General features: G+C 68.4%; 13 protein-coding genes. 3 read left to right on the plus strand and 10 right to left on the minus strand.

Annotated elements, in window-relative coordinates:
• Positions 1–75: 75 nt before the first annotated feature.
• From H7U20_RS13695 to H7U20_RS13720, 6 genes are all read right to left on the minus strand, one after another.
• Complete coding sequence (locus H7U20_RS13695; RefSeq protein WP_199759696.1) at positions 76–762, minus strand: YoaK family protein; 687 nt, start codon at positions 760–762, stop codon at positions 76–78.
• Position 763: 1 nt separating this feature from the next.
• Entirely contained in the window at positions 764–1,210 is a 447-nt protein-coding gene (locus H7U20_RS13700; RefSeq protein WP_199759697.1) for a DoxX family protein, read from the minus strand.
• A gap of 16 nt (positions 1,211–1,226) precedes the next feature.
• The gene (locus tag H7U20_RS13705) at positions 1,227–3,149 is read right to left on the minus strand and encodes an amidohydrolase (RefSeq protein ID WP_199759698.1); all 1,923 of its coding nucleotides are present in this window, start codon (positions 3,147–3,149) and stop codon (positions 1,227–1,229) included.
• A gap of 24 nt (positions 3,150–3,173) precedes the next feature.
• Entirely contained in the window at positions 3,174–3,443 is a 270-nt protein-coding gene (locus H7U20_RS13710; protein WP_199759699.1) for a DUF1427 family protein, read from the minus strand.
• A gap of 104 nt (positions 3,444–3,547) precedes the next feature.
• On the minus strand, positions 3,548–4,201 hold the full coding sequence (locus H7U20_RS13715; protein WP_199759700.1) for a hydrolase: 654 nt from the start codon (positions 4,199–4,201) through the stop codon (positions 3,548–3,550).
• A gap of 32 nt (positions 4,202–4,233) precedes the next feature.
• Complete coding sequence (locus H7U20_RS13720) at positions 4,234–5,244, minus strand: alpha/beta fold hydrolase (RefSeq protein ID WP_233410745.1); 1,011 nt, start codon at positions 5,242–5,244, stop codon at positions 4,234–4,236.
• 194 nt (positions 5,245–5,438) lie between these two features.
• On the opposite strand from H7U20_RS13720, the gene H7U20_RS13725 reads away from it, so the two are divergent.
• Positions 5,439–8,522, plus strand: a complete 3,084-nt coding sequence (locus tag H7U20_RS13725; RefSeq protein ID WP_199759701.1) for a sensor histidine kinase — start codon at positions 5,439–5,441, stop codon at positions 8,520–8,522.
• A gap of 51 nt (positions 8,523–8,573) precedes the next feature.
• Here the strand turns inward: H7U20_RS13725 and H7U20_RS13730 are convergent, their stop codons facing one another.
• The gene (locus tag H7U20_RS13730; RefSeq protein WP_233410746.1) at positions 8,574–9,257 is read right to left on the minus strand and encodes a response regulator; all 684 of its coding nucleotides are present in this window, start codon (positions 9,255–9,257) and stop codon (positions 8,574–8,576) included.
• 184 nt (positions 9,258–9,441) lie between these two features.
• On the opposite strand from H7U20_RS13730, the gene H7U20_RS13735 reads away from it, so the two are divergent.
• Positions 9,442–9,804: a hypothetical protein gene (locus tag H7U20_RS13735; protein ID WP_199759702.1), complete on the plus strand. Its 363-nt coding sequence runs from the start codon at positions 9,442–9,444 to the stop codon at positions 9,802–9,804.
• Between the two features lie 26 nt (positions 9,805–9,830).
• A complete protein-coding gene (locus tag H7U20_RS13740; protein ID WP_199759703.1) occupies positions 9,831–10,454 on the plus strand; it encodes a LuxR C-terminal-related transcriptional regulator in 624 nt (207 codons plus the stop codon).
• Positions 10,455–10,458: 4 nt separating this feature from the next.
• On the opposite strand, the gene H7U20_RS13745 is transcribed toward H7U20_RS13740, so the two are convergent.
• The 3 genes from H7U20_RS13745 to H7U20_RS13755 all read right to left on the minus strand — a co-directional run bounded on the left by H7U20_RS13745 (position 10,459) and on the right by H7U20_RS13755 (position 12,300).
• Positions 10,459–10,884: a hypothetical protein gene (locus tag H7U20_RS13745; protein WP_199759704.1), complete on the minus strand. Its 426-nt coding sequence runs from the start codon at positions 10,882–10,884 to the stop codon at positions 10,459–10,461.
• A gap of 76 nt (positions 10,885–10,960) precedes the next feature.
• Positions 10,961–11,497, minus strand: a complete 537-nt coding sequence (locus tag H7U20_RS13750) for a TetR/AcrR family transcriptional regulator (protein ID WP_199759705.1) — start codon at positions 11,495–11,497, stop codon at positions 10,961–10,963.
• Between the two features lie 170 nt (positions 11,498–11,667).
• Complete coding sequence (locus H7U20_RS13755; RefSeq protein ID WP_199759706.1) at positions 11,668–12,300, minus strand: 2OG-Fe(II) oxygenase; 633 nt, start codon at positions 12,298–12,300, stop codon at positions 11,668–11,670.
• Positions 12,301–12,391: the final 91 nt, after the last annotated feature.

Here is a 12,391-nt window from a genome sequence, read left to right on the forward strand (position 1 = left end):
AATGGACATGCGGGGTATAGATTCCCGCCTGCGCGGCGGTCCGCCGATGCGGAATGACAGTTTTTCGAAGTGCCCTTAAGCCGGCTCCGCCACCCGCAGCGCCAGCCAGACCAGCACCGCGCACGGCAACAGCAGCCCGCCGAAGCCAAAACGCATGAACGCCAACGCGCCGGCCATGGCACCTGCGGCGAAGGCCAGCACCGGCCATAGCAAGGCGGCGCACCGGACCCGTGCCGTGGCGTCGCCATGCAACACGTCGACCAGTTCGATGACCAACTGCGTCACATTGCCGGTCATGACGGTGGTGGCGGCGCTCCTGCCCATCAACAGCTTGCCGGCGGCATTTTGCACCGCCATCGCCGCCGCGCAGAGCATCCCGGTCGACAGGCTCAACACATGGCCGGCCCGCGTCAGCGGAGCGCCCAGCCAGCCCAGCGCCATGCCGCAAACCAGCAAGGCCAGTTGCAGCAGCAGGCAAAAGCGCAAGGCCGGCTGGCCGCCGGCGCGCCAGCGCAGCACCAGCACACGGGTCGCCGCGACGCCCAGCACGAAGACCGGGAACACCAGCAGCTTTAACAGGATCTCGTCGGACGGCTGCACCAGGGCGCGGCCGATCAAGACGAAATTGCCGGTCACATGGGCGGTGAACAAACCGAACAGGCCGATGAAGCACAGCGTGTCGACGTAGCCGGCGAGGAAGCCGAGCGCCGCCCCCACGCGCGGCGCGACGAGCGGCACGGCGCCATTGCGTAAGCAGCCCATCTCAGCGCCGCGCGGCCGGTGCCGGCGCTTGCAGGTCGTGCCAGGCCACCAGCAGGAAGGCGCCGGCCAGGCCCAGATGCTCGAAGAAGCTGTTGGCAGCCATGAAGCGCTCCATGCCGCTCATTTCCCAGAAGCGGTTGGCCAGCAGCGTCGCCATGACGGTGAACAGCGCCAGCCCGCAGGCGCCCAGCCAGCGATAGAAACCGCTGAGTATCAAGGCCGAGGCACCCAGTTCGCCGACGATGACGGCCAGCGCCAGCGGCGCGGCCGGGGTCAGGCCGAAGTGCTGCATTTCGCCGACGGCGCCGGCGAAGTCGGTCAGCTTGTTGATACCGCCTTGCAGGTAAGCGCTGCACAATAGCAGCAGGCAAAACCAGCGCGCGGCTGGCGCGGCGGCCAGCGCGCGCAGCCGGCCGCCGCTGGCCGTGGCCGTCGAAGATGGGGTCATATCGAGGCGCGCCATGTCACACCGCCCAGCAGGCGCAGCCCAACGCGCCCCAGAAGCCCTTCAGATCGGCAATGGGCAGCTTGCTGGTCCAGGCGGTGGCGTGCTGGTGGCCATGCACATTGCACTGGTGGGCGCAGCCGCAGGCGGCCTGCTGCTGGCGCCGCAACAGCTCTTGCTTCTCCTGTTCCTTGCGCGCGGCGGCGCCTTTGCCCAACTGCTCGCCCCAGCCGGCGTAGCCGCCAAAACGCCGCACCGGCGACCAGTCCGGCATGGCCGGCGGCGGCGGCTGGTCGAACTCGGCGAACTCGCCCGCCGCGTAGACCACCTTGCCGCCGACGATGGTCAGGCGCGCGCTCATGTCGGCGATCTCGCTTTCGGCGCAGGCGAAGAAGTCGCGGTCGGGCACCATCAGGTCGGCCAGCTGGCCCACCTCGATGCGGCCCTTCTTGCCGACCTCGTTGGAGAACCAGGTGGTGTTCTCGGTCCACATGCGCAGCGCCGCCTCGCGGTCCAGGCAGTTGGCGCGCGGGTACAGCTGCATGCCGCCGACGGTTTTGCCGGTGACCAGCCAGGCCAAGGAGACCCACGGGTTGTACGAGGCGACCCGGGTGGCGTCGGTGCCGGCCGAGACCTTCACGCCGGCCGCCAGGATCTTGGCCACCGGCGGCGTCGCCTCGGCGGCGCCGTGGCCGTAGCGTTCGACGAAGTACTCGCCCTGGTAGGCCATGCGGTGCTGCACGGCGATGCCGCCGCCGAGCGCGGCGATGCGGTCGATCGACTGGTCGGAGATGGTCTCGGCGTGGTCGAAGAACCAGTTCAATCCCGTCAACGGAATCTCCTGGTTGACCTTCTCGAACACGTCGAGCGCGCGGCTGATGGTCTCATCGTAGGTGGCGTGCATGCGCCACGGCCAGCGGTTCTGCGCCAGTATGCGCACCACGCCCTCCAGGTCGTCCTCCATATTGGCCGGCATGTCGGGACGCGGCTGGCGGAAGTCCTCGAAGTCGGCCGCCGAGAAGGTCAGCATCTCGCCGGCGCCGTTGTGGCGGAAGTAGTCGTCGCCCTGCTGGTAGGTCGAGCTCTTGGTCCAGTTGAGGAAGTCTTCCTTCTCCTGCTGCGGCTTTTGCGTGAACAGATTGTAGGCCAGGCGGATGGTCAGCTGGCCGGCGTCGGCCAGTTGCTGGATCACCTGGTAGTCGTCGGGATAGCTCTGGAAGCCGCCGCCGGCGTCCAGCGCGCCGGTCACGCCGAGGCGGTTCAGCTCGCGCATGAAGTGGCGCGTTGAATTCAGTTGATACTCCATCGGCAGCTTGGGCCCCTTGGCCAGGGTCGAGTACAGGATGGCGGCGTTGGGTTTGGCCAGCAGCAGGCCGGTCGGGTTGCCGGCGCCATCGCGCAGGATCTGGCCGCCGTGCGGCTCGGGCGTGTCCTTGGTGTAGCCGACGGCGCGCAGCGCGGCGCCGTTCAGCAACGCGCGGTCGTACAGGTGCAGGATGAAGACCGGTGTGTCCGGCGCCACCGCGTTGAGCTCCTCGATGGTCGGCAGTCGCTTTTCGATAAACTGGTGTTCGGTGAAGCCGCCCACCACCCGCACCCACTGCGGCGCCGGCGTGATGGCGACCTGCGCCTTGAGCATGGCCATGGCGTCGGCCAGGCTGCGCACGCCGTCCCAGCGCAGTTCGAGGTTGAAATTCAGGCCGCCGCGGATGATGTGAATGTGGTTGTCGATCAGGCCGGGCAGCACGCGCTTGCCCTTCAGGTCGATGATCCGCGTGGCCGGACCGGCCAGCGCCATGATCTCGTCGGCGCGGCCGACGCGGGTAAAGCGGCCGTCCTTGATGGCGACCGCCTCGGCGTGCGGATTGCTGCGGTCCAGCGTGGTGAACAGGCCGCGATGCAGGATCAGGTCGGGGTGGGTGGTGTGGCTGTCAGTGCTCATGTCGGGGTACTCCGGGGTGAAGGGTCAGGCGTCGGCCTTGACGGTCTTACTTTTGTCGGCGGCGCCGGGCAGTTGGCCGAAACAGTGCGGCTTGACCTGGTCGCCGAACCAGGCCACCTTGGCGGCTTCCGGCTGGCGCCATTGGCGCACCAGCGGCGGAATTTGTTCGCCCAGCAGGATGCCGAGCAGGCCGACCAAGGCGATCACCGGCGGCGCCGGCGAGCGCACGTCCAGCACGCCGTAGATCACGCCGACCAGCAGCCCCGCCGCCAACGATACCAGATAAATTTTCATGATGTGACTCCAATCAGTCAGACGCAAAAGAATCAGGCGCGGCAGCGGCCGGGTTGCACCTGCGCGCCATGACGGCGCGCGGGCGCAACGCGGCCGCAGCGGCATTAACCCTCGTGGGCGTTGAACATGGTCTGGGCGTAGATGATGCCCAGGCCGTAGGAGCCGCCGAACTTCTTGGCGATGCCGGTGGTCAGCTCGTAGGTCTCGCCACGGGCCCAGTCGCGCTGCAACTCAAGCATGTACTGCAGCGAGGTCATTGGACGCGCGCCGGCCTGCACCATGCGCTCCATGGCGCGCTGGTGCGCTTCGGTCGAGACGTCGCCGCAGCAGTCGGCGATCACATAGACCTCGTAACCCTGCTCCAGCGCCGACAGCGCCGGGCCGACGATGCAGACCGAGGTCCACAGACCGGCCAGCACCAGGCGGTCCTTGCCGATGGCGTTGACGCGGGCGATGACGTTGGCATCCTCCCAGGTGTTCATCGAGGTGCGGTCGGTCACTTCCAGTTTCGGGAAGGCGGCCTTGATCTCGTCGAAGATCGGACCGGAGAAGCTCTTCTCGGCCACCGAAGTGACGATGGTCGAGACGCCGAAACCGGCCGCCGCGTGGGCCACCAGCGCGGCGTTGTTGCGCAGGGTGACGGCGTCGATCGAATGGGTGGCGAAGGCCATCTGCGATTGATGGTCGATCATGATCAGCGTGTGGTCTTTCGGCGAGACCAGTTGCGAACCGGGGGTTGGGGTGGCTTTGATGGACATGTGTGTTTCCTTTATGACGAATGAAAAGACGCTCAGCCCTTGATGAAGGCGAGCAGATCGGCGTTGAGCTTATCTTTGTGGGTGTCGGTCAGGCCGTGCGGCGCGCCGGCGTAGACCAGCAGCGTGGCGTTCTTCACCAGCTTGGCGGCGGCGCGGCCGGCGGCGTCGATCGGCACGATCTGGTCGTCGTCACCGTGCACGATCAAGGTCGGGATGTTGAACTTCTTCAGATCCTCGGTGAAGTCGGTCTCGGAGAAGGCCTTGATGCAATCGTAGGTGTTCTTGTGGCCGGCCTGCATGCCCTGCGCGCACCACGAGTTGATCAGGCCCTGCGACACCTTGGCGCCCGCACGGTTGAAGCCGAAGAACGGACCGCTGGCGATGTTCAGGTAGAGCTGCGAGCGGTCGGCCAGCGAACCGGCGCGGATGTCGTCGAACACCTTCAGCGGCAGGCCGCCCGGATTGGCGGCGGTCTGCAGCATCTGCGGCGGCACCGACGAGATCAGGCCGGCCTTGGCGACGCGCTTGGTGCCGTGGCGGCCGATGTAGCGGGCCACCTCGCCGCCGCCGGTGGAGAAGCCGAACAGCACGGCGTTCTTCAGGTCCAGCTTGTCGATCACTTGCGCCAGGTCGTCGGCGTAGTGGTCCATGTCGTTGCCGTCCCATGGTTGGCTGGAGCGGCCGTGGCCACGGCGGTCGTGCGCCACGCAGCGATAGCCCAGCGAGGCCAGGAACATCATCTGCGATTCCCAGCTGTCCGAATTGAGCGGCCAGCCGTGGCTGAAGACGATCGGCTGGCCGTTGCGCGGGCCCCAGTCCTTGTAATACAGTTCAACGCCGTCGCGGGTGGTGATAGTGCCCATCTGATTGACTCCTTTGGAATGTGAATGGTGTGGCGCCGCAGCGGCGCCGGCCTTCTGCGCCGCCATCGCGGCCAGCGGCATGCCGGCGGTCAGCGCAACGCCGGCCCCCGCGCCCGCGCCGGCCAGCAGCACGGTGCGGCGACGCCGGTTGAATTCCGGCGATTTGTCTTCTGTTGTCATTGCTTACTCCCTGATGGTGGTAACCCGCCGTCGCCGCGCCCTTTCGGCACGCAACGGCAAGTACCACCAGCATAGCCAGTTCCGCGCAATACCGAATCACCAATACAAGTGAGCGCAAGCTCCCCCATCGGAGGGAGCCGGCAAAGAAGGCGGCGGCGTTAACTTTGGCTCAAGCCGATGTTAAGATGCCCGCCATGCCATTTCACACTTTCCCTTTGCCGGCGCGGCGCGTCGGCGCCGCCATCGCCCTGCTGTTGATGGTCCTCCCCGGCCGGGCGACCAATCCGCCGGCGCCGCGCACAACGCCGGCGCTGCAGCAGCAACTGAGCGCACCGCGTCCGCGCCTGCTCGACGAATACAGCCACACCAGTTGGGGCGCGCAGGACGGCGCCCCGGTCGACGTGCTGAACTTCGTGCAGACCCGCGACGGCTGGCTATGGCTGGCCACCGCCACCGGCCTGTTCCGCTTCGACGGCAAGCGCTTCGAAATGATGGACGCCATCGACGGCCACAGCCTCCCCTCGACCAACGTGCTGGCGATGTACGCGCCGCCCGAAGGCGGCCTGTGGCTGGGCTACCGCTTCGGCGGCGTCAGCCACTTCCACGACGGCCGCGCCGAGCACTACGGCGAGGCCGAGGGCCTGCCCGACGGCGCCGTGATGCACCTGAGCCGGGCGCCGGACGGCGTGGTCTGGGCCGCCACCCGCGACGGCATGGCGCGCCTGCAGGGCGCGCGCTTCGTGCCGGCCGGCGCCGAATTGGGCCTGCCCGCGCACATCGGCCGCCAGGTGATCTTCGACCGCGCCGGCACGCAATGGATCTCCATGCAGGGCGGCGTCTATTTCCGCCGCCGTGGCGAGGCGCGCTTCGCGCCGGCCTGGCCCCGGCTCGACCTGATGGGCATGGGCCTGGCGCCGGACGGCACGCTGTGGGCCTCGGACGCGGTCGACAGCTACTACCGCATGCGCGCCGAGGCGCCGCCGGCCGGCACGCCGGTCAAGGCCGAACTGCCCGGCAGCGGCATGCACTTCGACCGCGACGGCTATATGTGGCTGATGCGCGCCAGCAGCGTGCAACGGCGCCTGCCCAACCTGCCGCTGCAGCCGGGCCAGGAGCTGACCCAGGACCACGGCCTGAGCGGCGGCCTGCCGCAGTGCTTCTTCCAGGACCGCGAAGGCAATGTGTGGATCGGCACCTCGGCCGGCGTCGACCGCTTCCGCCGCAACCGCCTGCTCTCCGTACCGACCGAGACGGAGCTGGACCACGCCTTCCTGCTGCCCGAACGCGGCGGCCGCATGTTGGTGGGCGACCGCGTCGGCGCGCTGCGCCTGTTCGGCACCGAGGGCGAGGTCAGCGTCGCGGCGCCGGTCCAGGTGTCGGCCGCCTACCGCGCGCCGGACGGCGCCGTCTGGCTCGGTGCCGAGCGCGAGCTGTGGCGCCGCAGCGGCACGCAGATGCGCCGCATCGCCCGGCCGCCGGCCGCCGACGGCTACGACCTGCAAGCGATCAGCCACGCCGACGGCGCCGACATGTGGCTGTCGTTTTCGCGCGCCGGCCTGTTCCTGCTGCGCCAGGGCGCCTGGCAAAAGAATGGCGGCCTGGCCGGCCTGCCCGACAGCTACGCCGTCAGCCTGCTGACGCAGGACGACGGCGTGCTGTGGGCCGGTTATCCGCGCAACCGCGTCGCCCGCGTCGAGGCCGGCCGCGTCGTCATGTACCAGGCGGCGCAGGGGCTGGAGCTGGGCGCGGTGCTGACCTTGTACCGGCGCGACGGCCGGCTGTGGGCCGGCGGCGAGCGCGGCGTGGCCTGGTTCGACGCCGCGCGGGCTCGCTTCGTGCCGCTGCGCGGCCGCAACGGCGAGGACTTCCGTGGCGTCTCCGGCATCGTGCGCACCGGCGCCGGCGAGCTGTGGTTGTTCGGCGCCGACGGCCTGAGCCACATCGGCGCCGCCGAACTGGCCGCCGAACTGCGCCGGCCCGGCGGCGGCGTCGCCTACGAGCGCTTCGACGCCCACGACGGTTTGGTCGGCGCCGCCTCGCAGATCCGCCCGGTGCCCTCGCTGGTCGAGGCCGACGACGGCCGCCTGTGGCTGTCCACCGCCAGCAAGATCAGCTGGATCGACCCCGCCGCCATCCACCGCAACCGCCTGTCGCCGCCGCTGCAAATCCAGGCCGTGACGGCCGACGGCCGCAGCTACCCGCCGCGCGACGGCCTGGCGCTGCCGGAGAACACCCGTGGCCTGCGGCTCGACTTCACCGCCCTCGGCCTGTCCATGCCGGAGCGGATCGGCTTCCGCTACCGGCTCGACGGCTACGACGCCGACTGGCACGATCCGGGCCGCCTGCGCCAGGCCTTCTACACCAACCTGGCGCCGGGCGACTATCGCTTCCGCGTCATGGCGGCCAACGAGGACGGCATGTGGAACCCGCAGCCGGCCGAGCTGCGCTTCCGCATCCGGCCGTCCTTCTTGCAGACCGGCTGGTTCGCCGCGCTGTGCGTCGCCGCGCTGGCCGGCCTGTTGTCGCTGCTGTATGTGCTGCGCATGCAGCAGGTCACGCGCCAGCTGCGCCAGCGCATGGAGGAGCGCCTCGACGAGCGCGAACGCATCGCCCGCGCGCTGCACGACACCTTCCTGCAAAGCGTGCAGGGCCTGATCCTGCGCTTCCAGACCCTGCTCAAGCGCCTGCCGGCGGACGGCGAGGCGCGCGCGCTGGCCGAGCGCATCCTCGACCAGGCCGACGAGGTGATGGTCGAGGGCCGCAACCAGCTGACCGGGCTGCGCGTCGAGCCGTCGCACGGCGGCGACCTGCCGCTGGCCTTCGCCCAATATGGCCAGGCGCTGGAGGAGCAGTACCCGTCGCGCTTCAGCCTGGCGCTGACCGGCGAGCCGACACCGTTGGCCGCGAACGCCTGCGAGAACGTCTACCACATCGGCCGCGAGGCCTTGCAGAACGCCTTCCAGCACGGCGCCGCCAAACATATCGAACTGGAGCTGGGCTACGGCCGCGAACAGTTCCACCTGCGCGTGAACGATGACGGCAAGGGCATGGACGAGACGGTGCTGAGCGCCGGCCAGCGGCCCGGCCACTGGGGCCTGACCGGCATGCGCGAGCGGGCCCGCAAGATTCCGGGGGAAGTGGAGTTGTGGAGCCGCCCCGGCATGGGCACCGAGGTGACACTGCGGGTGGCGGCGGCGCGGGCCTACGCCCGCCCGCCGACGCGCACCTGGCTCAACCGCCTCAACGGCTGGCTGGCGCGCAGCGACAAGCTGCACTAGCCGCGCGGCCTGCCGTTGACCGCCGCTGACTGTATGCGTAAGCGCCGGCGCTCAAATCACCCCGACGGTGCCGCAGGCGCGCAGGTCGAGGATGCCGCGCTCGATGGCCAGCGTGACGGCGTGGGTGCGGTCGCTGGCGGCCAGCTTGGCCAGAATGCTCTTCATGTGCACCTTGACGGTCTCCTCGGAGATCGTCAGCAGCACGCCGATGCGCTTGTTGCTCTGACCGCCGGCGACCAGCTGCAACACCTCGACCTCGCGCTTGCTCAGCGCGTCGACATGCCAATGCGCCGCCATGCCGCTGGCCACCGCCGCCGGAATGCAGCGCCGGCCGGCATGCACGTTGCGCACCGTCGCCAACAGCTCCTTGCGCAGCATACTTTTGAGCAGATAGCCGACCGCGCCGGCCTTGATGGCGCGCTGCGCCAGCACATCGCCCTCGTAGGTGGTCAGCACGACGATGCGGGCGTTGGGGAAGTCGCGCAGGATCGCCGTGGTGGCGTCGATGCCGTTCATGTCCGGCATCTGGATGTCCATCAGCGTCACGTCCGGCCGCAGCTCGCGGTAGCGGGCGATGGCCTCGCGGCCGCTGGTGGCCTCGGCCAGCAAACGCATGTCGGCCTCGTCTTCGATCACGCTGGCGATGCCCTCCCTGAACAGCGGATGGTCGTCGACCGTCATCACCGTGATGGCCCGGATTGCCGTGTCTGCGCCGGTGTCGCTGCCTGTGTTCATCGCGCCTTTTTACTTGGTTCTGCCTAGCCGCCCAGTGTGTCACAAGATTGCCGTTATTGCCATACCTAGATAGGGTTAGCCGGCACTAACCGGATCGAGGGCTGCGCTGCGCCGCGCGGACGGTTAAGCTGCATGCCATGACAGCTTAGCCCACAGGGTAGCACCAGCCATGCATGGATTCACATTGAGTTTCCCCACCGGCGGCCCCGGCGCCGGCTTGCTGCTGCTGCGCCTGGCCGTGGCCACCCGCTTGCTGCTCGACAGCCTGGGTGGCGCGCTGCCGCTCTGGTGGTGGTTGTTGCTGGCATTGCTCATGCTGCTGTTGGGCCTGGGCCTGCTGACACCGTTCGCGGCGGCGGTTTGCGCCGTCTACCAGGCACTCAGCCTGTTCAACAACTGGGCCAGCGCCGGGCCGGCGCCGGCCGTCGCCGTGTTCGGCGCGCTGGCGCTGCTGCTGCTCGGCCCCGGCGCCTACGCACTCGACGCCCGCCTGTTCGGCCGGCGCCGGCTGCTGCTGCCGTCCGATCCATTCAAGCCCGATTCGTAAGGGGCATCATTTTTACGGGAGAGTATATGAATCGCGATGAAAAAATCCGCGTGCTGGTGATCCACGAAGACGCCATCGTCAATGCCGGCCTGGTCGCGCTGCTGCGCGGCTGCGCCGACATCGAGGTGAATCTGGACGAGGCCACCGGCGATGGCGTCGACGTCATCCTGGCCGACTACCGCCAGGGCGTGGCGCGGGTGCGCCCGGCCGACGGCCACGGCCCGGCGCCGGTGGCGCGCATGCTGGTGGTGACGCAGCTCGAACGCGAATGGGAACTGCGCACGGCGATGACGGCGGGGGTGCACGGCTATCTGCTGCAAAGCTGCGACGCCGAGCAACTGCTGACGGCGGTGCGCACGCTGGGCCGGGGCCTGCGCTACATCAGCCCGGAGCTGAGCCGCTGCGTGGCCGACAGCTTTTCCCGCGTCGGCCTGACCGGACGCGAAAGCGACGTGCTGCAACTGCTGGCCGAGGGCTGCTGCAACAAGTCGATCGCGCGCCAGTTGGGCATTGGCGTGGGCACCGTCAAGACCCACGTCAAGGGCCTGTTCGACAAACTCGGCGCCACAGCGCGCACCCACGCCGTGGTGCTGGCGACGCGGCGCGGCCTGGTCGGCGAAGCGCGCCGCGACGCCGCCATGGCGGCCTGAGCAATCAGGCGATGGCGGCGCCGCCGCCGACCTGCTTCCAGCCGTCGACGCGGGCGCCCCACAGGCCGAGCGCGCCGACGGGCAGCAGCAACAGCCATTGCGGCAACTGGAGCAGCATGGACGGCCCGGCATACATCAAGGCGACAAGAATAAACACACTGCCAAAACTCAACCACAGGTAAGACACCAGCCGAACCCTGGCCCGCGCCCGCACCCGCGCCACCGTCGGCCGCAGCGCCAGTCCCAGGGCGATCGACGAGATTGCCAGCGCGGCGGTGACCAAATGCCAGCAGGCCAGCAGCAACAGTATCAATTCGAACTTCAGGCCCGAGCGCAGCAGCGGCGCTTCAATTTCGGGCGTGCCGACAACGGTGTGCGCGAGGGTGGTGACTATGGCGAGGAGCGTGGCGGCGAGCAGTGGTCGGTTCATATGTGCTTTCAAGGGACTGAGTCAAAAAATGCGGTTGTCCATGGCGGACAAGGAAGGTGTGGCGGACCAGCTTGCGTCAGGCATCGGGCCAGTTGGCCGGCAGCGCTGGCCCGTGCGGTGTTAGCAGCATCAAGAAGCGCCGCAACATGCGGCTCAACTCGCTACGCTCGCCGTTGGGGAGGATATACAGCAGGCCGATGAAGGCGGCGTACTCGATGCGCGCCAGGTCCAGCGCGTCGGCCGGATCGGTGTGGCCGTTGATCTCGTCGATCAGGCTGGCCAGGTAGGCGATGCGGCGCTGGTCGATCGCCGCCACCCGAATGGCCACTTCGGCGTTGCTGGCCGCCCACTGGCGCATGGCGCGCGCGGTGCCGCGGTCGAGCGACAAGACCAGTGCCGCCAAGGTTTGCCGCTTTTCCCAGGCGCCGGCGGATTGCTCGACCATTTGCATCACGCTGGCGGTGGCGCGCTGCTCCCAGAACGACACCAGCTCGTCGCTGTAGGCCTTGACGTCGGCAAAGTGGTGATAGAAGGAGCCTTTGGAGCGTCCCACCCGCTGGCACAATTGCTCGACCGTGATGGCTTGCGGACCGAGCTCGGACAAGAGGCCCAAGCCGGCCTCCAACCAGGCAACGCGTGGCAGCTTGGCTTCCCGCCGTTTGGGTTCAGTGTTTAGGGACATGGTGACCTGTTGACCTGCTGATAAACATACTATACCGCATAGTATAGTGAAAATTCCATCTTGCCAAGAGAATAGATTCCTCACCAATGTGATTGCCGGGCTTAGCCGCGGCGGCGGAACCAGCCGGCCAGCGAGAGCCGCTCGCAGGTGGCCGGCAGCACCTCGTGCGGCATGTCGGCCGACAGGAACAGCACCAGCCGGCTGCCCAGCGGTGCGATGTCGAGCATCGGCTCGCCCTGCGGATGCAGACGCAGCGCACCGCCCTGCCCGTTCGGCCAGTCGGCGTTCAGGTAGATCACCGCCGAGACGGTGCGCAGGTCGTCGTCGCGGAAACGGTCCAGGTGCCGCTGGTAGCAGGCGCCCGGCGCGTACAGGGCGAAATGGCTTTCGTAGTTGTCCAGGCCGAGGAAGAAGGCGCGGTTCAGCGCCAGCCGCAGCTGCTCCATGATGTCCTGATAGCGGTCGCAGGCGTCGGACTGGCCGGCCGCCAACCAGCGCGTGCGGTCGCCACGGATCTCCGGCCGCAGCAGCGACGCGTCGCCACGGCCGACGGCGGCCAGCGCCAGCGCGCCATCCTCGGCCAGCTGGCGGCATTCGGCCGCCAGCGCCAGCGTCAGTTCCTCGGAGAGAAAATGGTTTTGTTGCGACCAGCCGTGGCTGGCCAGTTGGTCCAGCGTGCGCTGGTGCAGCCACGCTCCCGTCGACGACGGGATGGGGGACGGATCGGTATGCATCTGAGCTGCTTTCCTGGTGGCGTGCGGACAAAAATATCGTCAACCAGCCAGGAGTGCTGATCAAACGCCGCCGCCTGGTCGGCAGCAGCGC

Source organism: Rugamonas violacea, assembly GCF_016461825.1.
GTDB lineage: Bacteria > Pseudomonadota > Gammaproteobacteria > Burkholderiales > Burkholderiaceae_D > Rugamonas.